The following is a 22,765-nucleotide window of genomic DNA, read 5'->3' as shown; positions in this document are numbered from 1 at the left end:
TATTTTAAAATGTTATTTTTCATTTATACATGTTTTTTATTAAAATTTATTGCCATTTAAGAAGGTATTTTCATTTAAACATATCTTAAAGATTTTAATTGATTATATTGTCTTAAATGGATTGTAATCTATCTTATATTGTCCTAAAAAGTCTTAATATTACTCATATTACTTACGTACCGGAACATTATTTAAAAAAAGGTTGAAAAATAGTGTGTTTACATATTCTTTAAGTGTTTACTTTTAATTAAATCATACTCTTCTTCAGTAATAGCTCCCATATCAAGGAGCTTCTTTGCTTCTGTAATGCTTTTAAAGTGATTTGATTCATCTACATCTAATGATTCATCTATTTTCTTATTATCTTTTCCAGTTATGGATTTAAGAATTGAAGAGTTTTCGACAGGTTCTTCGTATTCAATGGATTTTTCACTGGGAATATGTGGGGTGTTTGCTTCCAGTAATTCATAGAACATTTTAAAATGTTTACCAAGCAAGACAACCTTTTTAGTACCGTTAGGGATGTCTATAATTATTATGGGGGATGAAACTAAACCTGCGGTTTTTTCCAGGGAAATGTTGTGCATGTCACTGTACTTAATGAACTCTTCTCCCTTATCCCCTCCGAAAAAACCTTTGTATTTAAGAAGTAAACCATCTTTTTCCAGAATACAGTCACAACTTGTGGCCTCAGAAGAACCTTTAATTTTCATGGTTACATTTTTAAAATGGTTGGCTATTAAAATTATCGGAGATTAAAAAAATACGCATTAGTTCTTATGAATCATTTATTTAACTGAACATTAACCATTATTTTAAGTGTTTATTAGCCTTTATTAAATGTTATAAACCCATTTATTAATGAAAAATCTTTTAATACGTGCTTAACTATCCAGCAAGTCTTTCAAATTTATTGCAGCATCATGGTTAAGTGGATCAAGTTCCAGTGCTTTGCTGTAAGCTTCTATGGCTTTTTCCCTATCCCCCAGTGCATGGAGTGCAATTGCCAGGACAGACCAGGCATCATCCCAGTCTGGTCGGGCCTTAAGTAGTTTCATTGATATATTTTTACTCTCCGCATATTGTTCTGTTTCGTTAAATAAAACTGCCTGATAATAAAGGGTTTCTGGATCGTCTGATTGGATTAAGAGTACTTTTTCGAAAAATTCAAGTGCTTTTTCAGGTTTTTCCTGTTTGGCCAGGATAATTCCCTGATATTTCAGGGCAGAGATATTATTTTCATCCATTTCCAATACCTTTTGGAAGCATCGAGCTGCTTCATTGAGATTTCCATTGAGATAAAATGATTCACCTTTACGGTTTAAGTTTTCAGGGTTTTCAAACTCCTGGTAACCCTCACTACCCATTGCAGGTGATTTAAATGACCCACTACTTTTAGGTATAAGCTCAAAGCCCGGTTCATTGGATAGATCAACTGTTTCACCCTTCATCATCTTCAAAATAGCTTCCAGGAGGAAAATCGTACCATTTTTATGTAGGGGTTTGTTATCATTACCACATTTAGGGGAGTAAATGCATGTGGGGCAGCCCTTACGGCACTGGCAGCTTTTAACCATGTCCCTGGTGACTTCCACCAGTTTCTCCATGACCTCCACCGCTTTCTCAGCCAAACCAATACCACCCTCATAAGCATCATAGATGAAGATTGTGGCCTTACCTGTTTCAGGATGGTAATTGGTGGATAAACCACCTATATCAAAACGGTCACAGAGTACCAGTAAGGGGAACATGGATATGAGGGCGTGTTCTGCTCCGTGCAGGCTACCGGCAAAGGCATCTTTCTTGGTGAATATGTTCTCCAGACTGTCTGCCACCACTCCTGGAATGGTGAACCACAGCCCACGGGTGTGATACTTCAATGGGGGTAGGTCCAGGTTGTGGGTGGACAGGGTTTTACCGTAGATCATGGCCTTGTACTTGTAGAAATCCTGGGTAACCTTCACCTCACCAAAAGAGACCCTGAAGTTACCTATTTCCCTGGTGTTAAGTTCCTTTACAATGGAAACATCCACATTCTTCAGGGCCTGGGTATGGTAATCCACATCCATCTTCTTAACATTGATGGTTCTTTTAGCCAGGTTAAAACTATCCACAGTGTATGTTTCACCCTGGTTGATGAGTACTGCTCCTTCATGAGCTTCACTGTAGGCGTGCTGCCTGTCCATTGTCTCCATCAGGTGTTGGTCATGGAATACCTTGAAGTTATCACTGGATATTTGATCCAGGCTGATGTTCATGGCTGGTTCCTGGCGTCCGGTATAAACCAGACCCACACCAGTTTCCTTGAGAAGTCCCTGCTGGCGCAGATCCTCCAGGGCATCAAAATCAGCATCAAAGTATTTTTCAAATTCATCCACAGTCAGGGGTAACTCCTTGGTTGCACACAGGAGGTGGCCATTGGTGATTTTTTTATTATGCAGGTCGATTACCGCATTTTCATGGGATTTATGGAACAGGAATTCAGGGTGCTTCATAAGGTACTGGTCCAGTGCGTTTTCAAATGCCACCATTACCACCATGGACTCGTTCTCACCCCTTCCTGCTCTTCCTGCCTGCTGCCAGGTGCTGATCATGGTTCCAGGGTACCCGCTGATTATAACCCCATCCAAACTCCCAATATCCATTCCCAGTTCCAGGGCATTGGTACAGGTCACACCCACCAGGTTACCGGTTTTAAGGCCATTTTCTATTTTCCTTCTTTCACTGGCCAGGTAACCGGAACGATATGCGGTTATACGGTTAACCAGCTGGGGGTTATGTTGATTTAATTCTCTTTTAGCCCACATAGCTATGAGTTCTGCCATTTTCCGGCTGATGGTGAAACACAGGGTTTGCAGGTCATTTAAAACCATTAACTGGAACAGGTTACTGGTCTCCTGGTGGGTGGATAGATCACCCCACCGGGCGTAAGGGTTGTAAAGAATGAAGTGCTTCTTTCCACTGGGGGAAGTATCTTCATTAATTTCCTGGAAGGATGTCCCCACCAGGTTGCGGCTGAACTCATCAGGATTAGCCAGTGTAGCCGATGATAGAATGAACTGAGGATAACTACCATAATGGTTACATATCCGTCTTAACCTACGGATAAGGAAGGCCACATTTGATCCGAACACACCACGGTAATGGTGGGCTTCATCAATCACCACATATTTGAGGTTTTTGTAAAAACGTGTCCACTGGTGGTTCCATCCCATTATAAGGTGTAACATGTAGGGATTGGTTAAAATCAAACGTGAATTTTCCTTGATCCAGGGGCGAATATTTCGGGGAGTGTCACCATCATAAATGTTCGGATTGATTTTAAGGTTACAGGATGATTCCAGGTGTTTGAGAACATTTAACTGGTCATTGGCCAGTGCCTTGGCTGGGTAGATGTAAAGAGCAGTGGCTTCCTCATCCCTGGCCATGGTTTCCATGATGGGTAGATTAAAGGCCAGTGTTTTCCCGGAAGCAGTGGGGGTGGTGATGAGGATATTTTCCCCATTCCGGATGAGTTCTGTAGCCCTAACCTGGTGCTTGTAAAGTCTTATCTGGCTGTCCTTGAGGTATTTCTGGATTGACTCCGGGAGGTCCTCTACTTCACCGTACTCTGCCTTCCGTGGATTGAGTGTTTCAATATGTTCCACTTTCCTGCGAAAGATACGGTTACCTTCCAGTGTATCAAGGACGTTTTTAAGCATTTAAATCAGGATTTGTAGTAAATAACATGTATTCTAAATTTTTCTCTAGTCTACTATTTCAAAACAGATATATTATAATTTCCTTTCTAAAAAACAACAATTTCATAATTTCTTTCTTAAATGAATATTTCCGGTTTTCCCTCTTAAAAGAAATTATACACATAATTCCATTCTTTAAGAAATATTCCTATTTTCTTCTTTAAATGAATATTTCAAATTTCTCTCTTAAAAGGAATTATTCATGATTTCCTAACAAAAAGAAATTTTCCAAAAAATAAGAAATATTTCATAATTATCCATTAATAACCCTTTATCGTATTATTTAATTTAGAATAATCTGGTAGGGTAATCACGTTAATTTAGAATAATCTGGTCTGGTAATCACTTCTAACTTTCTCCAGATTACCATTACCCCTTATATGAGTTATTTGGAAGTTGTTTTTAAGTAGTGATTGGCTGATGAGGTGGTGGCGATGGCAGTGGTATGGATCCTCTTCACTGCACATAATAACAATTCGATTGTCCCGAGAAATCTCCAGGAGTATTTTAAGTCCTTCCTGATACTTTTCATCCTCTTCCATGAGGTGGTAGAGGAGTTCACCATCATGGTAGAATTTGGCATCATCTGGCTTTCCACCAATCTTATTCCCCAAATAAAGGTACTCAACCTGGTACTCTTTCAATCCTTCTTCCAGAGGTTTTTTACTGTAATAGGGAGTGTATTTACTGTAAGGTCTACTTCGAACATCCACCACCATCTGGATACCCTGTTTCTGGATTAACTCTATGAACCTGGAAAATGGGTGGTTGCTGTGGCCTATTGTGAAAATTATAGTTGACATAATCTCTTATTTCTTGATTCAAATTAATTTAAGTATTTCTATTCAAATAATTACTTTGAAATAACATTCTATTGAAATAAAATTGAAATAAACATGTCTATTGAATATAGATGTATGAAATTAATCTGTATTCTTAAATAAATCTAATTTTTTAAAAATTTGGCTTTTTAAATAATATTATTCACGGTATTCTACTTTAAAATCTTTCCAAGGATTTTTACCACTCTTGGATGGTTGTTTGCCGTTGAAAGTTATGCGGACTTCATTATTAAGGTTCACTTTTCTCATCAATTCATCCAGGACAGTAGAGCCCCATATCTTAACTTCACCCTCAGTGGTCCGGATAGTGTAAAGGTTGCTCTTAAACTGACCCACATCCTCCTCCAGATCAATGTATTTTCCCTGTATTGTTTCTCCGATTGCTGCTGGTTCCCAGAATGTGGGTTTTTCCACCTTCTCTTCATCTCTTTTAACTTCAGTCCATTCACTCATAGTTTGATCCCTCTTCCAATTATTTAGTGTGATTTATTTAAATTTATTCTAAATCAGGATAAGTTATCTTCCAAATCAGGATAAATTATCTTCTAAATCAAGATAGATAGTTAATTCAAGTTACATCTCATTCTAAATCAAGACACGTGTCTATTTTTTTAGTCTTGTTTTTAATATTTTAACCATGGAAGAATTTATACTTACTCATTAACCCTAATAAAATGACTATAAAGGTTACTAACTGACTTTTTAAACATTATTGAATTTTAACCATATTGATTAACATTTTATAACCATATTGGAGGTTAAAAATGCAAATTTCTGTCCATACTGTATTGTCAGATATGTGTAAATAATAAAATGATAATATTTAATATAATATATGTAATATTTATGTTTTTTTTAAAAAAAATAGTCAATATTTAAAAATAAACAATGGGTAAAATTTTAAAATTAATAATGGGTAATTTTGAAAAATATGGGGGAATTATTCTTCAATAACTCCGTCCCTGATCTTCATTACCCTGGTATTTTTGGTGGTATCCACATCGTGGGTAACCATGACCACGGTGGTGCCTTCATCATTTACCTGGTGCAGGAGGTTGATTATGTTTTCTGTGGCCTCAGAGTCCAGGTTTCCTGTTGGTTCATCTGCCAGGATGAATTTAGGATGATTAACCAGGGCCCGGGCAATTGCCACTCGCTGTCTTTCTCCTCCAGAGAGCTTGGAAGGGAGGTAATTCATTCGGGGTGTGAGACCTACAATCTCAATACATTCTTCAGCTCTTTTAATTCTGGAGGATTTATCCATCTTCTTATCACCAGTGAGGTTCCTCATGGGAAACCCAACATTATCCCGGACACTTAAAGCAGGTAAGAGATTGAAAGTCTGGAATATGTAGCCAATATTTTCTGCCCGCATCCGGGTCAGTTCACCATCATTCATGGAGGATATATTCTTCCCATCAATGAAGAGATCTCCCTGGGTGGGAGTGTCCAGACCCCCAATCATGTTGAGGAGAGTTGATTTACCAGAACCAGATGGGCCCATTATGGATACAAATTCACCTTCATCAACTGATATATTCAATCCCCTCAGGGCGTGGACCTCAGTACTGTCCAATTTATAGGTCTTCCAAAGTCCTTCTCCCTTAATTAAACCATTCATATTTAACACCTTCTCACTTAATATTAAATTTGATAACTCTCCCTTTCTTTCAACTATTCATATCTCAGGGCATCTATAGGGCTGATACGGGTGGCCAGATAGGCAGGTATGAGCCCGCTGAAGGTTCCAATTATAAAGACAATCACCAGAACCTGGGTGACGATGGCACTGGGTATGTTGAAACTCAGGAAGTTCACATCAGATGCGCCCATTAACACTCCCAGTATACTGAAGGTGGGGGACATGAGTATGATTCCAAGAACACCACCGATCAGGCTCAGGATCAGGGATTCATAAATTATAAGTGCCAAAATTGATCGTTTCCGCGTTCCAATAGCCCTCATGGTACCTATTTCCCTGGTTCTTTCCTTAACCGACATCATCATCACGATCATGATGATAATCACCGATACCACGAAGATAAAGAGACTGATCATGTTCATGAATATCCGGATCTGGCTGAGGTTATCATCCAGTGTTTTCTGGGTATCATTTTGTGAGTAAATGCTGTAGCTGGGATAGGCATCCTGCAGGCTGGTTTCTGCACTGTCTATGGATCCACTGGGTATGATGATAACCGTGGATATGAGGCTGGGCATTTCCATGACAGATTGGGCATGTGGAAGAGACATGACCATGGAACTGTCAATGGTCAGGGGCCATCCTGTACCTACCTGTTTCATAATACCAATCACATGGTACTGGTTTCCCTGAACAGTTATGTCACTACCCACAGTGGCATTGTAAGTCTTGGCAGCCTCTGATCCCATGATAACTGCATTATCGCTTTCACCCACCAAGGAACTTTTACCAGTTACAGTGGTGTTTTCTATGAAGGCCTGCTCCTTACCCGGTGTGACCCCCACGATCATGGTGTAACGGGTATCATTACTTCCCTGAATGGGTGCAAAGAGTGCTTTGGTACTTTTATCATGGTTAACCTCCGAGCGATCCAGGACTTCATTTCCCAGACTTTCCGGGATTATACTGGCATAGGGTGGGAAACTGGTTCCGTTTTTTTCAAAGTACAATTTTCCGTTAACTGTTCCCAGGTCTCCTTTGAGTCCTGATTCCATTTCATATAAAACCAGGTTTACGGTGCCTATGAGTAAAACACACACCATAACCCCAATTATACACATGGCAGTACGGCCTTTTTTGGCCTTAAAATCTTTAAAAGCGATATCCAACATTATAATTCAACCTTTTCATTTAATTCATAATCATTTTAATAGTTTTAAATAAGTGAATTAGAACAGATAATTAGGATTGTAATAGATATAAATTTAACTATCTTTTTATTACTATTAATCATGTTAATTCCTGATCTAGCAATAAATTTTATTCATCTAAAGTTACATTGTCATCCAAGTTTACTTTATTCCTCTTAATTTCCCTTATTCATCCAACTTTATTCATCTTAATTTCCCTTACTCGTCCAATTTACTTTATTCATCCGAATTTAATTATTCATTCTATTAACGTCTTTTTTATATAATTTTCGACACTCATCTGTCTTTACTTTAAAAACCATCCATTAATATCCTTCATAATTGGTTCAAGATCATGGTAATCCTTCAAATCATCCAGGGTTAAGGGAGTAGCTTTATCCCAGTAACTATTCATTTGGGTGATTATATTTGGTATAATGGATGTTTCACCGGTTAAAGTAACTTCCAGTGATTCATGGAGGCTGTACCAGTACCAGTTAGTACTGCCCATGTAGAATATTTCCTGATCAATTAGAATAACTTTGGAGTGGAGGTTAGGGAGGGTTCGTGCCTGGAAGTCGTTGATTTTTTCACGGGCTAAGTTAAGGGCAGAAAGGGTCTTTCCATCAATAGAGTCATCCTTATCTATACGGACAATAAATCTTAACTTTATTTCAGGGGAGGTTAATGAATTAATGATTTCACCTGTAAAATAAGAATCAAGCCAGGGCCCAACTATCAATATGCTTTGTTTTGCCATTGAGATGCTCTGCAGGATGTGGGGCAGGGCCTGACCCATCCCCAGGAGTTTCAACTCAGTAATTTGAGACAATTCTTCCAAGTTCATTTAACACACCCATAAAACTAATTCTTAAAATATTAAGAAATATTCTTATAATATAATTTACTGCAACTCATTTAATATAAAACAGGTGTAATAAATACAACTCCGGGTTGTATATGAAAAAAGATTCAACATGAACTAATTAACAACCTTTATAAGTGATGACCAACTTATTTAATAGTGTACTAATAGTGTATTATGAAGGTGTATTTTTAATTGAAATTTACCAGTAAATATAATTCTAATATTAATAAAACGCAACAAAACTTTTTAGAATATTTTAGCAGGTTTTTTTTAACTGTAGAAATGAGAATACCCAATGGAAATCAGGGATTATCCAAAACTTATTCTTTAAATCCCATTTTCAGGTCATGATACCATTTCTGGTTTTGAAAAAAAATGGCAGATCCTGTTAGCACTATCTCTGGGAACCATGATGGTTCCCATCAACGCCAGCATCATCAATGTATCCCTACCCACCATTTCAGTATACTTTGGAGTGGGCCTGTCTACTGTCCAGTGGGTTTTAACCAGCTATCTCATCACACTCCTGGGATTTGTACTATTTTTCTCCAGGCTGGGAGACTTCTGGGGTCAGGAAAGAGTTTACCTGGCAGGTCTACTTGGATTTGTCAGTACTTCACTGCTTTGTAGTCTATCACCCTCCATTGAATCACTCATCATTTTCCGTGGCCTGCAGGGAATGGCAGCAGCCATGATGATCAGTGTGTCCATGGCCCTGGTTAGAAAATCTTTCCCCTCCCACATGCTGGGAAGAGCTCTGGGGATATACGCAGTTGCTATAGCTGCTGGTCTAGCACTGGGTCCTGCAATTGGAGGAATATTATCTGGATTTCTGGGATGGAGATCCATATTCCTGGTGAACCTACCTGTGGGAATTCTGGACTTCATCTTCTGTTATACCATCTTAAAACGCAGCCAGAAAAGCACGGTTAAATGGGATATACCCGGAACAGTGCTGCAGTTTGTGTGCCTGTTTTTAACAGTTTACACACTGAACATGGTAGAAGTGGCCAGTTACAGTACTGCCACCATCACTGGAGCCATGGCCCTGATAAGTTTAGTGTTATTCATCTACCAGGAACTTCGAAGTGAAAACCCGGTTTTAGACCTTAAACTCTTCAAGAAGAAGACCTTCAGTGCCTTTAATATAAGTCTCCACTTTAACTACCTCTGCATGTACATGATGTTCTTTGCAGTGCCATTCTACCTGCAGAAAGTCCTCCACCTGGATCAGTTCACCACCGGTCTGGTGTTAACAGCTTCACCAGTTGTAATGATGACAGTATCACCCTTAAGTGGAATGTTAGCCGATAAATTCGGCTCTCGTGTTCCGGCTTTTCTGGGTGGTGCCGTATCAGCCGTGGCCTTAATTTCCATGACCCAGTTAACTGTGAACTCCACTGCAGGGGATGTTTTCATCAGACTGGCCCTTCTGGGACTGGGAGCAGCACTATTCCAGTCACCAACCAACCGGGCATTGATGTCCCAGTTACCATCTGAAAAGGCTGGTGTGGCATCGGGTATTATTGCCACCACCAGAAATCTGGGTATGGTCTTTGCAGTTTGCTATGCCGGGCTTTTAATTCACCTTGCAATTTCACCAGAGCTAATGCAGGCCAGTCAGCTTTACGGGGCTGCAGCAGCAGATCTCACCACTGGACTGCACTTGGTAGTATTATTTGGGGCTCTTTTAAGTGTGGGCATGGCCATAATATCAATTGCCGGGCTTAAACATAAGAAAGAATCCCTGGTTAAATATGAAAAGGTGGCAGTGGCCAAAACCATCCGCGCAGAAAAGAAACTAATAGGCACCATAAGCAGTATAATGCTGGTGATGAACAGGGATCACTAATTGATTTGAAACCACAGAAACTACTGGAAATGTACAGAAATTAATTAAGAAGTACAAAAAATATTGATAAAGTACTGAATCTACTTAAAAAGTCCATTAGATTCTGATTCGTACATTAAAAAAATGTTGACATCCTAATTATTGTCCAATTTTTATTTATTTATTCTTTTATAAAGAAAATCAATTTAACTATTCATTGGATTATATTTAGTGAATGAATTTAAATTTTAGTTAAGGAATTAAATTCGCTTTGAGTATTTCAATGAATTTTTGAGTATTTCAAGGAAAATAGAGTATTTATATAAAAAATTATTTAAGGAGCTGATTTTTACGTTGAATATTACAGGATATATTCCCATAATATCCACCATTTTAGGAGTAATTATGGGGCTTGCATCAAGTGAGATAAGTAATCTTCGCAGGGATAGAAGGTCTAAGAGAAGGAAAATTAATTCAACTCGTACCTTAATTTCCCTTGAAAATGAAAGGAATATGGAATTATTAAAGGATTTCTGGTTTAAATTAAACAAACTTGAAGAAGATGATGTTGAGGAGGGGGAATTAAAGATCACACTTGCACATTGGCTGATTAAAATGCCAATGCCATCATGGAATGATTTGATGTGGAGAAAACAGGCCTCTTTTTTACCAATAACATTCATTGATAAGGAAATTATTTCCATATCATCATTTAACAATTGTTTAGAGCTTCTTAAATCTATTTATTCTAAATTAATAGATTTAGATGCTAAAGACAGGGAGTATAACAGTACTTATGCTTCCAGTGGAGTTAAACTATCAAAAGTTTCTCGATCCAATCGTTTCCATGAAGAAGCACCAGGACTCTGGGATGAATTTGAGGAGATAACACTGAACTTAATTGAAAAAGGCAACCCACTAGTGGGAATAAAAAAATGAACAAACTTAAATTGATAGAACCCCACTTAATAATGACCTAATTTCGTACTAAATAATTATTTAAAGTGGTTTCACGGATATTAAATGCAATCTGTTTTTTTTAAGAAAGAAGGGTAGTTAAATAATCTAATCGATCTTGACATTGAAGGTTTCCTTCTTCTCCAGTTTGGGCATGGTTACCGTGAGAACTCCATCTTTGAACTGGGCGGTGACATCATCAATTTTTACCTTGGCTGGGAGTATGTAAGTCCTGGCAGCTGATCCAAACCGTCTTTCTTTCCGGTGGAAGGTTACTCCCTCTTCTTCACCTTCTTCTTCGGTTTGTTTAGAAAAATCAGCGGTGATTTCAAGGGTGTCCTCGGTGAGGTCGATTTTTATGTCTTCACGATTAAAGCCAGGTAGATCAGTTTTAACAGTGATATCATCTTCAGTTTCCATGACATCCATGGCTGGTTTAACCGGTGCACCAGTGTACTCGGCAATGGCATTGTCCAGATCCACCTGTTTTTCCTTAATGGTTTTAATCATGTCATTGAACATGGTGTCCACACCTTTCTTCTCATTCATTCCAAATTCCCCCTTTTTATTTTAATTTTTCGTATGCACTCCAGAACGAGGCATCCTTCATAAACCTTCTTATATGCACATAGATTTTATGTTATTGTTAATAATTAAATTTTTCACCACTCCCTTTTTTTGGATAGTTAGATAAATTAGTAATAATTTTTATATAAAAGTTATGTAATAATAATTCTGTAGCACAGTTACATCCAAATGACTGATTAATATATTTGGGGGTTTATATATTGGAGGGAAGGTTATTTCCATCATGGGAGAAACTCGAAAGATTGCAAGAACCTTTAAATGAAGGGGAATTCACATTTCTTCATTTTTTAGATGATAACTTACCAGATTACTGGAAAATTTACTGGCGTCCTTTTTATAACGGTTCCAACCCTGATGTTGTTCTTTTGAACCCGGAAGGTGGGCTCATGATCTACAAGGTTATAGGTGATGATCAGGACAGCAACACAGCAGAGGCCAATAAAAAGCAGCTTGACTACTATCGCAACAAATTAATCCAGGAGCTGGTGCCGGAAATCAGTGAACAATTGGATGAAGACCAGAGAAGATTTGTAATATTTAAAATCGGCATATACTTGCACAATATGGAAAGTTACCCGGCACAGGTTCTCTATGAAGAGTACCCTTACCTTACAGTGGTAGGATATGATGACCTGGATGAAGATAGTCTTTATTTGATTGTCCCGGGCTATGACTTTCGAAAAGACCGGTTTATGAATCCAGAATGGGCTGAAAAACTGGAAAAATGGTTGAATCCAGCCAACCACCGTGACAGGAGAACTGGCATTGAATTTACACCACAACAAAAACAACTCACCATACCTAAACCAGGACACCGCAGGCTCCGTGGTGCAGCTGGTAGTGGTAAAACACTGGTATTAGCTCACAGGGCAGCTAAACTAGCTGCCCAAAATAAAAGAGTCTTGGTAGTTACCTACAATCGTAATTTATGGTATTTCATTAAAGAAATGATAAATGACAGTCCCTACAATTTCAACTGGTCCAACATCACCTTCAGACACTTCCATGGATTCTGCAAGGACCTGTTAAATGAATTATCTTTGACCACACCATCCCGGTTTGATAATATTGTTACGGTACTGGAAGGGGAACTTAAGAAAATAATGGAAAACCCCATTATGAGTAAAATCCTTGAAAAATTCAAATACGACGCCATATTAATTGATGAAGGACAGGATTACAGTTGGGAGTGGTATAATTTCCTGTCGAAGTTTTTAAATAATCGGAATGAGCTTTTTCTGGTTTGTGATGAGAAGCAGAATATATACGGGCGTGAATTATCCTGGATTGATGGTAAGATGGAAAATGTCCAGTTCCGTGGCAGGTGGTCCGAGCTTAACACCATCCACCGTTTGCCCGGGAAGATATCTAAGCTGGCCAATAAATTCAGCAAAGAGTTTGGATTAACCTCATCAGTGCAATTTGATAATGAACAGGCCTTACTTTTTAATGATCGTTCATCTTTTTTTAGATGGGAAAATATTCTGGCAAAAGAATGGCTTATTAATGTTTATGAAGCTTATAAGACATTCAATCACCAGATGAGGCATTCGAAAAAGAGGTTTAAACCATCACAGATTGTGATACTCCTTCCCAAAAATCATATGGGAACCGAACTGGTGGAATTTTTCGATAATTATTCCATACCCTGTGACCATGTATTCCTTACCAGAAATGAATCCAGGTGGCGTAATAAAAAAATCTCCTCCATAACCGATGAACGACTAAAGATAAGTACAATACACCAATTTAAAGGTTGGGAATCACCTAATGTTATTCTTTTAATACCTGAACACTGGAATGGTGGCCATAAAAACTTGGATTCAGTGGTTTACACCGCCATGACGCGTACACTTCAGAATTTGATTGTTTTAAATTGCAATGACCGGTACCGTGGATTTGGGGATGATATTAATATATAAATCCGAATGATGACCTTCAATATGAATTATATATTTCTGACATTTTCCAGACACTTGTGGTAAATAATTTTTTTAATTAATTCAGGTTTAATAATGGGACTTATGAGATTCTATATTCATGATTCTAAAAGTGTTAAAATTATTTTAAAATATCAATTTTTCTTATTTGAAGAGAAAAGACCTTAAAACCACTTAAATTACATTAACCCATGTTCTCGTTTATTATGATTAAATTCTGTGATTATGGGTTCTTTATATAAATAACGCCCTATTCATTATTTTTTAGACTGTGTAATAAAAAGAAATTCAGTGATAGAAAAGAATAGAATGTCCTTATTCAAGGGAAATGAACTTTAAAATGAGTTCATATGCTAAAAATAGTAACGCAACCAGCTTATCCGTAGTCAGTTAAAGCGATAATCCTAAAATGGGTCTTAAATTCATAAAAACAGTCTCTCGTCTCCTTTTTTTTGAAAAAAATTCCATACCTTTATAAGGGAAGTTGTTTCCATGTTAGTTAAGTCAAGATGAGTCCTTAAAAAAAATCTAATTTTCGGGGCGTGGAGGCGATATAATTAATAGACATTCTAGCTATGCTATTCTATGCATGTTAAGCATGGTTATCGCAGTAGTCCCTATTGTGGGAGCTGTCGATGGCCAAAATACAAATTTAAATAAAGGAAATTCTTCTAATGGTTTTCAGATAGGAGTTACTGGTGCTGATGTGAAAGCAGCAGAAAATGTGCTTCAGAACAATAAACCCTTCGGAGAGAACACAACAAAAGTTCTGGGAACTAATAATTCTACTAACCAATCACAAATAATGAAACTTGGCGCCTCTGGTGACAAGGTCAAGCAAATCCAGCAATGGTTAACTGATTACGGATATTACTCCGGAAATATTGATGGTGACTTCGGTGCTAACACTGATAAAGCGGTCAGGGATTTCCAGACAGAATCCGGATTAATAGTTGACGGTATTGTGGGTAACGACACTACCAAAGCTATGGAAACATGGGATAAACATGTAGCTCAGGTTCAGGCTGCAGCTGGTGAAGATAGCAGTACTGTCAGTACAACGGGCTCAAAAACTTCAACATCTTCTAAAAAGACCTATGCAACTACTGTTCGAAGCTACAGTAGCAGTGGTTACAGTGGTGACTGCTGGGATGTAAGTAATGCAATGTACAGTCAGTTAACTTCATCCGGTCAAAGAGCTCGGATTGTTCAGTACGCAAACAGCTACGTTAACAACCACCGGTCTGTTGAGGTCTGGAATGGTAACAGCTGGGTTGATGCTGATTACTCTGGCCAGGCATGGGTAGGTCAACCTACTGCTCACGATGATTCTGCAACAGTAATCGCTAGTAATTAAGCTTATAATTAGAAACTAAGCTATAATCAACAGTTTATGCAAATAACTGTTGAAAATTACTTATTTTTTATTTTCCATTATACTTTTTATTTTCAAGATAGTTTATTATCAAGATAGTTTATTATCAAGATAGTTTATTATCAAGTATAGAATATTATCAAAGATTTGATATTTTAAAAAAATTATCTAAACTATACTTATATTTTTAATTAAATCAGCCATATCAGTTATTGTTGATTCAAAGTTATCATCATCAACATCTCGTTCTACAGTCACTGCAGATGCTACAAACTTCATGCCTTTTTTCTCCAATGCTTTTCTAACCTTCTTTATTGTTATATCAGCTCCCCTACCTCCCATTTCCACCAGGATTGAGAAAGTCTTTTCACTGGTGTTGGTTAGCAGGGAAATGTATTTCATCACATAAGGAGTGGGGTGATCAGCCCAGACTGGAGTGGCAACAATAAGATGATCCAAATCACTTAGATCGGTTCTGCATGGATTAATATCAGATTTTAAAGAAAAGTATGCTTTCATGGCCTTGGTGGCCATGCTAGATTGTTTGACGGGTTCAATCCTTTCAGTTTCAGCACCTAACTTCGCTGCCAGTGCTTCAACCACCTTGCGGGTATGTCCCTGCCATGAGTAATATGCAATCATTATTTTCATTTAACCACTGCTTTAAGATTATCCATCATAATTAAATTAAATCATCGGGAATTAAATTAAATCTATGGGAATTAAATTAAAAATCCGTTGGGATAGGTTTATTTAAAGTTTTGAATTTGTTTTGCTTCATAACCCAGCTTTTTAAACTCTGAATAAAGAAATTCAACCTTACCAATGGTGATCTTTATCATATTCATTTTAACAGGGTTACGCTTTATAAAATCAATTTTCAGCCCTTTCATCCGGAGAACATCCTCATATTCCGGGCTACCTTCACTGATTATCTCGGATGTACCGGTTATCTGCATACCCGCCAGGTTAAAAAATCCAGTGTAGTCCTCATAAACCGCCACCGAGACCTGGTTGTTAAGGGGGAGATTGGCAAATTTCTCTCCACCTTCACTCAAAAGGTAAATGTAACCATTGAAGTAGTTGTATTCTATTGGGGTGGATCTGACCCTGTTCTGGTAACCGGTGGAAAGGGTGCAGGTATTATGGCTGGTTAAGAACTCTTCAATGAATTTTCTGGTTTGAGGAGCCGGGGATATTAAACTTTCCTTAATTTCTTTAAGTTCCAGGGCATAATTGGTGACTTCTTCCAGGTTGAAGTTATCCATGTCCTTTAATGGAAAACCAACTTTTTGACTGAAAATATCCAGTGCATAGGAATCTTCATCACTTAAATCACTGAGGGTTAAAGTAACACCAAGGGATTTCAGGTTGACTGTACTACCTATGATTTTTGAAAGATTCTTAAGATTTTCATCCCCATCTTTAAGACTGAGGGATACAGAGAAAAGAGCTACAGGCTTATCTTTTAACCAGTCCCGGTTATTATCAACAAAATCATATATTTCAGGGTCCAGTTTACCACTATAGACTCCAGATCCAATAACGAAAAAGTCAAAATCTTTATATGAATCAGTGAACTGGTCTGTGGTGCAGTAGTTAGCAGGACCCAGAATGGGTGTTAAATATTTAACTATCTTTTCAGTTGCCCCATACTTACTTTCATAGATTAAAAGAGTTCTTTGCATGTTTTTCCCCTCCAAAAAAGCCACTAAAACTTTTTTTTATATCATTCTCTTTAAAGGTTTAGTGTAAATATATTTTTGTTTTTAATGTGTACTTTTTTTAAAAAAACATCCGGGAAAGAATTGGGTGTGAATGGGCGTAAATATGGAATAAATACTTTAAATATCGTATTATATGTTAAATAATGAAAATATCATTAATTCATTCTAATAAGCCGGCTGAAAATCAATGTAATGGGGTTAGAAAATGAAAAGAACATTTCACATTCTTTTTATAACCATACCACTCCTGTTATTAATTACATTATTCCCCGTACTTTCAGCCAGTGATACTTCACAAACCAATGGAACACAAAACGGGACCAATACATCTTCATCTGCCGAGAAAGTGGCATTTATTATCCCCCACCCAGATGATGAGACCATTGGTGCTGGTGGAACCATTGGGAAACTCATGGCCAATGGAACCAAAATCCATTTTGAACTAATGGCATCCGGTGATGGGCAGGGTGCAACCTTACTAAATGTAACTAATTACTATAAAATTGATATTCCTGCAAATTCATCATCCAGCTACACTAAAAAATTGATAAGAGAAGATTCGTTTAAAAGGGTAATGACCATTTATGGTTGTGATGATTACAATATACAGGGATATGATGATGGTACATTAACTGCTGCCGAGGTATTCACCACCATGGAAGATCTCTACCTGAACCAGGGATGCACTGTTTTCTACACTGTTACAGGGGATGGTAACAGTGACCACATGGCCTGTTACCAGGGCATGTTAATGATGGAGATGAAATACCCCAACCTGGAGTACAGGGAGTTCCCCATCTATTACTATCACGCATCCAGACCCGCATCACTGGCCCTAACCAATAACACCACCGATGAAGATGTAAGTCAATACACTTCCAAAAAATTGAGCGCATTCCAGGTGTACTACAACATTAACACCATCCATAAAATTTTCTATCCTTACAGTGATGGTTTATACAGTAGCAGTCCAGAAAGAATGTATTACATAAATTAACCACTAAAAATTTTTTATTAAACAAAATAAGACTATTAGAGCTAATTAGAAGATTTCTGGAATGTTTTGATGGCAATACTGGGATTAATCTAAAGAAATTAAAAATGGATAAATTTAATAAAACAATAAAGGCGATAAAATGTACAAACGAGAAAAAACATTTTTAATTGCATTTTTACTAATTCTTACTGTAGTTTTAATTAATTCTACCTTTAATATAATTATTTAAATTTCAAAGTGGTAATGGACACTTTACGAATTATTGAATTTATCCGCGTGTGAATGTAAGTTCCACAGAGTAAGGCTCCAGTGCCATGGCTGCTTTACCCAGTAATTCTGTGTTGGTTTCTTTCTTACCATTCATGATATATTCAGGGACAGTTTTGGGTAGGAGAACCCGGTAGTTTTGGGGTGTCTCCTGTACCCTGAAATCGGGACAGATCAATGCCACCAGGCCAGTGACCCACGAACCACGGGTTGAAATATCTTTTTGGTTAAGGAAGTTAATGAGATCCTGGGTGTTTTTACGGACCTGGGTTCCAGGGTTCTTTTTTATTTCTGTAGGATGTCCATTTTTATAGTAAAACCACTGGTTGCCCTTTATACGGTACTTTCCAGTGTAGTTTTTGGTTTCAATAACGTAGATACCTGTGGGTCCAATAACTATGTGGTCGATGTTACCCCCTTTTCCTGGTAACTTCACATCATTGAAGACGAAGTAATCTTCAGGCAATGTATCCAGGCAGTCTGCAACTATTATTTCACCCTTATTCCCCTTTTGCCAGCTATAACCTTCCTCTTTGCCTTTATTGATGAGGTTGTTACCATAAACTGATAGTAAAACCCCGGCCAGGGTAGATATTAAGTAAATAAAATTAAGTGTAGTTAGTAATGCCAGGAAGGATATGATAAAGATTATAACCCCAGCATAAGTCAGTAACTGTCCATGATCCTGGATCTGTTCATACTGTGATGCCTTCTTCTGGGTGTAAGTTTTCCCATTGGCTAATTTTTCCCGCCCCTGTCCATTGTTAATTTCACCTGGTTTGGTGGCACTGGTTTCTTCTAAATCAATAAATGCGTCATCTACTTCACTTAAAGCTTCATAAATAGCTTCACTGTCCACATCACCGTATGAATCTTCTAAATTTTCAAAAAAATAGAGTTTTTCACCACACTCACAGTGGGTTAGCCCCCTGATTTCTTCCTCAGTTTCCACTTCATAGTAGACATCACATTTATAGCAGACCAGGTATGACATTGTTTTCTACCCTTTAATTTTAGTAAATAATCCCTAGTTTAATTGGATATTTTTAATAAGGGATAACTTGTTTATAAAAATTCCATTTTACTATCAGTTAGATGATTATATTTACACAAATCACCGGAAAAATTTAAAGCTTTTCAATTCTATTTTTATAATTATATAGGGGATAATATCGTCATGATAGAAGTTTTTATGATTATATGGGAGATAATATGTTATGATACAATTGATTGTATTAAGTTAGACGAGTAACATCTTCAACTATTAATGAGAATTTTTACTACAGAAGTGTTTTTTACTATTAATGAGAGTTTTTACTACAGGAGTGTTTTTTTAATGGATGAAACTAAAAAAACTCAATCAACCAAAGAAGCCTTAAATGAAATCATAAAAAACTTGCAAGAATATCCAGATTTGAAACTCACTGTTGAGCTTGAGAGTCTGGTTTCTAAAGATTCTATATCTGAGGCAGAATTAGCTCAGATTATGGAAAAGATCAAAAATCATCTAATAACTGATCTAGAACTTGCAGAAGAAAATCTCAACACCTCCCGGGGCAATATCTGTTCCCTTGTGGGCATTGATACCTTCAATGAGGATGTGGTTCTTGAATTTGTAAATGAAAACAGGCAGATACTGGGTGGTGAACCCTTAAAGACTCTTAATTCAGCCACCATTAAAAGTGGTATCAGGGCCCCTGATTCTAATGTTAGAGAATGGATAAATCTGGATTTACTGGAACGTGACCTTGAAAACCTCCCCGATAGTGATTTTCTGGATGAAATTGCCCTGTTGCAGTCTGAGTTTCGCAAATTATACTCTGAGGGTGGTGACTCTGAAAGGGCAGAAGAACTGTCTTCTGAGATATCTGTCCAGGTTAAAAATAAAATATCCAGTGTGGATGAAGTGATTGAAGTAAGTAAGCTACTCAAATTAGACAGTGAACTGTACTTTCTTATGGTTTGGAGTGAGAATCTTTTAAGAATGGATAGGGCAATTGAATCTGGTAATTACCGTGGAGAACCTTTACCCCTGGCCAGGGATCTGGGAGAAATAGGAAATAGGATATTGACAGAAGCTGAAAAACGTGGTCAAAGTCCATCCCCGGAGGTGATAGCCGGGGTAAATTTAAACTGGATGGAAGTGGATTTGAAGTTTTATGAGGAGAGTCTTAAAAAACGGGATGATATGTTACTTTGGTAATTATTTAATGAATCAAACAATAGCTTCTTCAAAATATTCCGGGATGAAATACAAACATTTACGCCATCTATCACGCATAACACCATAAATATCCTGGTCCAGGATATAGGTATCACAGTAATCATCCTCGTTTCTCATACCACGACCATAAGCCTGTACTAAACTGGCCACAGTCTTATAGGCATACCAGTACCCATCCCTCCTCATCCGGGTCATGATCTGTTTATCCCCCAAGTAGGGGAATGGCATTTTATATATAATCTGGAAACGGCACAGGTCATCAGGGAAATCAACTCCTTCATCCACACTGGGAGCCACCAGTACCAATGGTTTGTCGGATTCAATAAATTTCCTGATAACCACCTCCCTTTTTGGGCTTCGTCTCCTGTTACTTTGAGGGCTGTAAATGATTATACGTGGATCTTGTAGGTTTTCACTGATGTAGGTGGCCAGCTTATGACTGTGGGTATGTATCAAGCCCTTATCTTCAGGGTGTTTTTCCAGGATATTTTTAAGGGCGGAAATAGAGAGGGGTTTGGATTGGTCAATAAATTTACTGGACATTCTACCAGTGGTTTTAAGATAAATAGGCCTGTTTTCTATTTTAAAAGGGCTCTTAACCTGGATATACAATGCATCTTCAGGGTTGATTCCATGCCACTTGCAGAAGTGATCCTTACTGAGGATGGTGGCACTCATCAGGAGACAGTAATCAGTATGGCTTAAGAGGTACCTTTGCACAAAACGGCTGACCTCTACTGGTTTGAAGGTAACCATCTTTGCTTTCTGGTTGGCCTCAATCACCCACTCCCTGGGATGATCCTCCAGCTCACTTTCAACCATTGATAACCGGTTAATAGTCCGGTGGACAGATTTACGCTTTTTTAATGGTACATCCGGAACTTTGAGTATGGATTTGTAGGCATCGTTAAATTTGGCAATGTGTTCTTTCCAGAAATCAACATCCTCAGTTAAATCATCCTCACTTAACTGGGGGATGGTATTTAACTCGTCAATTTCCCTTAACCTATCCATGTATTCATCAAAATCCTTTTTCAGGATTTTATTGGATAACTCCAGGCTTAACTGGTCCATGACCTGGTTTTCCATGTTATGCACCTCATCAAAGACTGCCAGGACCCTTTCTCCAAAGTGGTCCATGTAATTCATTTCCGGGAAAAATGAGGAGTAATTCATTAAGGTGATAGGTGACTGTACTGATTTACCTTTTTGTAACCAGTAATGGCAGGGGTTGTCACTATTGAAGTACCATGGTTGGCCCCGCAGGTCATAGAAGCATAGTGATTCTCCTTTACTGCTTATTCCATGGTCACAGACTAAGTCTGCTGTCTGGCAGAGACCATCATCACAGGTGGTGTTCTTGAAAACCATACCCTCAATGCAGTCAAAGTTATTCCTGCCCTTTAAAACCTGGAACTTGAAGTCATTATAGTACTGGTCCTGTAGCTGTTTGGTGATGGTCACGAGATACGCCGAGGAGAAGTAATTGGCCAGGGTCACGGCAATGGCAGATTTACCTATCCCTGTACCTGCATCCAGGAGGATGTAATGATAGCCCTCATCCAGTCCCTGGGCTATTTTCTTCAGGATGGTTTCTTGCTGGGGGCGGGGAGTCATCCAGGAGGGGAAATTCTCTATAAGAGCAGAGTATGTGTCTACGGTGTTATCTTTAACAAAAACACCCCTACGACCACATTCCGGGCAGATAATTAACCCTTTTTTGAGTATTTCCCCACATTCTTGGCATTTAAGTGGCATTTAACCTCTCATAATAATGTTGTTTTTAAACAGTGGATAATTAAATATTTTCGGTAGTTTACAGTCCCCCATATAATGTAAATTTATATATATGAAAAAGGTATTAAATTTTAATACAAAGGAATCCGCAGTAAGTAATCAGTACCTTAAAAAGTGAATATCATGTACATAGTTCTAACTGGTGATTTGAAATCTTCTAAAAAAATTGAAAACCGTAATACATCTCAGCAAAGGTTAAAAGAAGCTATTGAGTATATTAATTCTACTTATAGTGAATATGTGGTATCTGACTTTAAAATTATAGGTGGAGATGGTTTTCAGGGAATGATTACGCAACTGGATATCCTTTTTGATATTTATTTTTCCCTTTTAGAAAAAATCAATCATCCTTTCTATTTAGGGGTGGGAATTGGTTCTATTTCTACCAGTTTAAGTGATTATGTTCAGGAAATTGATGGAGAAACATTTCACTTTTCTTCTGAAGCTTTATTAATCACCAAGAAGAACAGAAGATGGATAGGATTTAAAAGCCATTTTAACAATAATGACTTAATGGAATGTTTGTTTAATTTTATATTAGAAATTATTTGGAGTTGGAGTCAAAGACGCATTGAAATTATATTATTTTACCGAAAACATGGTGAAAATAGACAGGCTATTGAACTGGCTGCCAGTGAATTTGAAATTAATGTTCGCAATATTTATAAGACTTTAGAAGTTGGTAATTACACTTTAATTAAATATGGAGAACAGGTACTACTAAAAGAATTTCAAACTATAGATGATTCATTGAGGTGATCCCAATAATGTTCAATTCGC

19 protein-coding genes are annotated in these 22,765 nt (G+C 37.7%); 7 read left to right on the top strand and 12 right to left on the bottom strand.

Annotated elements, in window-relative coordinates:
* Positions 1-218: 218 nt before the first annotated feature.
* The 7 genes from A994_RS03830 to A994_RS03800 form a co-directional block, all read right to left on the bottom strand.
* Complete coding sequence (locus A994_RS03830; RefSeq protein ID WP_004029971.1) at positions 219-713, bottom strand: hypothetical protein; 495 nt, start codon at positions 711-713, stop codon at positions 219-221.
* 171 nt (positions 714-884) lie between these two features.
* Positions 885-3,701, bottom strand: a complete 2,817-nt coding sequence (locus A994_RS03825) for a DEAD/DEAH box helicase (RefSeq protein WP_004029970.1) — start codon at positions 3,699-3,701, stop codon at positions 885-887.
* A 359-nt stretch (positions 3,702-4,060) separates the two neighbouring features.
* Positions 4,061-4,543: a DUF488 domain-containing protein gene (locus A994_RS03820; protein WP_004029969.1), complete on the bottom strand. Its 483-nt coding sequence runs from the start codon at positions 4,541-4,543 to the stop codon at positions 4,061-4,063.
* Positions 4,544-4,720: 177 nt separating this feature from the next.
* A complete protein-coding gene (locus tag A994_RS03815; RefSeq protein ID WP_004029968.1) occupies positions 4,721-5,035 on the bottom strand; it encodes a hypothetical protein in 315 nt (104 codons plus the stop codon).
* Positions 5,036-5,522: 487 nt separating this feature from the next.
* Positions 5,523-6,203 (bottom strand): ABC transporter ATP-binding protein, encoded by a 681-nt coding sequence (locus tag A994_RS03810; protein ID WP_004029967.1) that lies wholly within the window; start codon positions 6,201-6,203, stop codon positions 5,523-5,525.
* A 53-nt stretch (positions 6,204-6,256) separates the two neighbouring features.
* Positions 6,257-7,396 carry an ABC transporter permease gene (locus A994_RS03805; RefSeq protein WP_004029966.1) on the bottom strand — a complete coding sequence of 380 codons (1,140 nt, stop codon included), beginning with the start codon at positions 7,394-7,396 and terminating at the stop codon, positions 6,257-6,259.
* A gap of 325 nt (positions 7,397-7,721) precedes the next feature.
* Complete coding sequence (locus tag A994_RS03800) at positions 7,722-8,261, bottom strand: phospholipase D-like domain-containing protein (protein ID WP_004029965.1); 540 nt, start codon at positions 8,259-8,261, stop codon at positions 7,722-7,724.
* A 430-nt stretch (positions 8,262-8,691) separates the two neighbouring features.
* Between A994_RS03800 and A994_RS03795 the strand changes: the two genes are divergently transcribed.
* Both A994_RS03795 and A994_RS03790 read left to right on the top strand, forming a co-directional pair.
* A complete protein-coding gene (locus tag A994_RS03795; protein WP_081580324.1) occupies positions 8,692-10,134 on the top strand; it encodes an MFS transporter in 1,443 nt (480 codons plus the stop codon).
* Between the two features lie 333 nt (positions 10,135-10,467).
* On the top strand, positions 10,468-11,052 hold the full coding sequence (locus A994_RS03790) for a hypothetical protein (protein ID WP_004029963.1): 585 nt from the start codon (positions 10,468-10,470) through the stop codon (positions 11,050-11,052).
* A gap of 126 nt (positions 11,053-11,178) precedes the next feature.
* Here A994_RS03790 and A994_RS03785 read toward each other — a convergent pair whose 3' ends face one another.
* Positions 11,179-11,619 (bottom strand): Hsp20/alpha crystallin family protein, encoded by a 441-nt coding sequence (locus A994_RS03785; RefSeq protein WP_004029962.1) that lies wholly within the window; start codon positions 11,617-11,619, stop codon positions 11,179-11,181.
* A 239-nt stretch (positions 11,620-11,858) separates the two neighbouring features.
* Between A994_RS03785 and A994_RS03780 the strand changes: the two genes are divergently transcribed.
* A complete protein-coding gene (locus A994_RS03780) occupies positions 11,859-13,580 on the top strand; it encodes a UvrD-helicase domain-containing protein (protein WP_004029961.1) in 1,722 nt (573 codons plus the stop codon).
* A gap of 616 nt (positions 13,581-14,196) precedes the next feature.
* Positions 14,197-14,955: a peptidoglycan-binding domain-containing protein gene (locus A994_RS03775; protein ID WP_004029960.1), complete on the top strand. Its 759-nt coding sequence runs from the start codon at positions 14,197-14,199 to the stop codon at positions 14,953-14,955.
* Between the two features lie 186 nt (positions 14,956-15,141).
* On the opposite strand, the gene A994_RS03770 is transcribed toward A994_RS03775, so the two are convergent.
* Positions 15,142-15,624 (bottom strand): flavodoxin family protein, encoded by a 483-nt coding sequence (locus A994_RS03770; protein ID WP_004029959.1) that lies wholly within the window; start codon positions 15,622-15,624, stop codon positions 15,142-15,144.
* Between the two features lie 98 nt (positions 15,625-15,722).
* Positions 15,723-16,661, bottom strand: coding sequence for a flavodoxin domain-containing protein (locus A994_RS03765; protein WP_004029958.1), 939 nt, complete (start codon positions 16,659-16,661; stop codon positions 15,723-15,725).
* 244 nt (positions 16,662-16,905) lie between these two features.
* Here A994_RS03765 and A994_RS03760 point away from each other — a divergent pair, with 244 nt between their 5' ends.
* Positions 16,906-17,697, top strand: coding sequence for a PIG-L family deacetylase (locus tag A994_RS03760; RefSeq protein WP_004029957.1), 792 nt, complete (start codon positions 16,906-16,908; stop codon positions 17,695-17,697).
* Between the two features lie 268 nt (positions 17,698-17,965).
* Here the strand turns inward: A994_RS03760 and A994_RS03755 are convergent, their stop codons facing one another.
* Entirely contained in the window at positions 17,966-18,958 is a 993-nt protein-coding gene (locus A994_RS03755; RefSeq protein ID WP_004029956.1) for a nuclease-related domain-containing protein, read from the bottom strand.
* 342 nt (positions 18,959-19,300) lie between these two features.
* Here A994_RS03755 and A994_RS03750 point away from each other — a divergent pair, with 342 nt between their 5' ends.
* Positions 19,301-20,167, top strand: a complete 867-nt coding sequence (locus A994_RS03750) for a hypothetical protein (protein ID WP_004029955.1) — start codon at positions 19,301-19,303, stop codon at positions 20,165-20,167.
* 12 nt (positions 20,168-20,179) lie between these two features.
* On the opposite strand, the gene A994_RS03745 is transcribed toward A994_RS03750, so the two are convergent.
* The gene (locus A994_RS03745; RefSeq protein WP_004029954.1) at positions 20,180-21,946 is read right to left on the bottom strand and encodes a helicase C-terminal domain-containing protein; all 1,767 of its coding nucleotides are present in this window, start codon (positions 21,944-21,946) and stop codon (positions 20,180-20,182) included.
* A gap of 162 nt (positions 21,947-22,108) precedes the next feature.
* Between A994_RS03745 and A994_RS03740 the strand changes: the two genes are divergently transcribed.
* Positions 22,109-22,744 carry a SatD family protein gene (locus A994_RS03740; protein WP_004029953.1) on the top strand — a complete coding sequence of 212 codons (636 nt, stop codon included), beginning with the start codon at positions 22,109-22,111 and terminating at the stop codon, positions 22,742-22,744.
* The last annotated feature ends 21 nt before the right edge of the window (positions 22,745-22,765 follow it).

Source organism: Methanobacterium formicicum DSM 3637 (genome assembly GCF_000302455.1).
GTDB lineage: Archaea > Methanobacteriota > Methanobacteria > Methanobacteriales > Methanobacteriaceae > Methanobacterium > Methanobacterium formicicum_A.
This window is presented reverse-complemented; position numbering and strand designations above follow the sequence as displayed.

Coding starts and splice junctions, on each gene's coding strand:
- A994_RS03825 (WP_004029970.1), bottom strand. CDS start 3,701: ATGCTTAAAAACGTCCTTGATACACTGGAAGGTAACCGTATCTTTCGC.
- A994_RS03820 (WP_004029969.1), bottom strand. CDS start 4,543: ATGTCAACTATAATTTTCACAATAGGCCACAGCAACCACCCATTTTCC.
- A994_RS03785 (WP_004029962.1), bottom strand. CDS start 11,619: ATGAATGAGAAGAAAGGTGTGGACACCATGTTCAATGACATGATTAAA.
- A994_RS03750 (WP_004029955.1), top strand. CDS start 19,301: ATGGATGAAACTAAAAAAACTCAATCAACCAAAGAAGCCTTAAATGAA.
- A994_RS03830 (WP_004029971.1), bottom strand. CDS start 713: ATGAAAATTAAAGGTTCTTCTGAGGCCACAAGTTGTGACTGTATTCTG.
- A994_RS03770 (WP_004029959.1), bottom strand. CDS start 15,624: ATGAAAATAATGATTGCATATTACTCATGGCAGGGACATACCCGCAAG.
- A994_RS03775 (WP_004029960.1), top strand. CDS start 14,197: ATGGTTATCGCAGTAGTCCCTATTGTGGGAGCTGTCGATGGCCAAAAT.
- A994_RS03740 (WP_004029953.1), top strand. CDS start 22,109: ATGTACATAGTTCTAACTGGTGATTTGAAATCTTCTAAAAAAATTGAA.
- A994_RS03805 (WP_004029966.1), bottom strand. CDS start 7,396: ATGTTGGATATCGCTTTTAAAGATTTTAAGGCCAAAAAAGGCCGTACT.
- A994_RS03815 (WP_004029968.1), bottom strand. CDS start 5,035: ATGAGTGAATGGACTGAAGTTAAAAGAGATGAAGAGAAGGTGGAAAAA.
- A994_RS03800 (WP_004029965.1), bottom strand. CDS start 8,261: ATGAACTTGGAAGAATTGTCTCAAATTACTGAGTTGAAACTCCTGGGG.
- A994_RS03765 (WP_004029958.1), bottom strand. CDS start 16,661: ATGCAAAGAACTCTTTTAATCTATGAAAGTAAGTATGGGGCAACTGAA.
- A994_RS03810 (WP_004029967.1), bottom strand. CDS start 6,203: ATGAATGGTTTAATTAAGGGAGAAGGACTTTGGAAGACCTATAAATTG.
- A994_RS03760 (WP_004029957.1), top strand. CDS start 16,906: ATGAAAAGAACATTTCACATTCTTTTTATAACCATACCACTCCTGTTA.
- A994_RS03745 (WP_004029954.1), bottom strand. CDS start 21,946: ATGCCACTTAAATGCCAAGAATGTGGGGAAATACTCAAAAAAGGGTTA.
- A994_RS03755 (WP_004029956.1), bottom strand. CDS start 18,958: ATGTCATACCTGGTCTGCTATAAATGTGATGTCTACTATGAAGTGGAA.
- A994_RS03795 (WP_081580324.1), top strand. CDS start 8,692: ATGATGGTTCCCATCAACGCCAGCATCATCAATGTATCCCTACCCACC.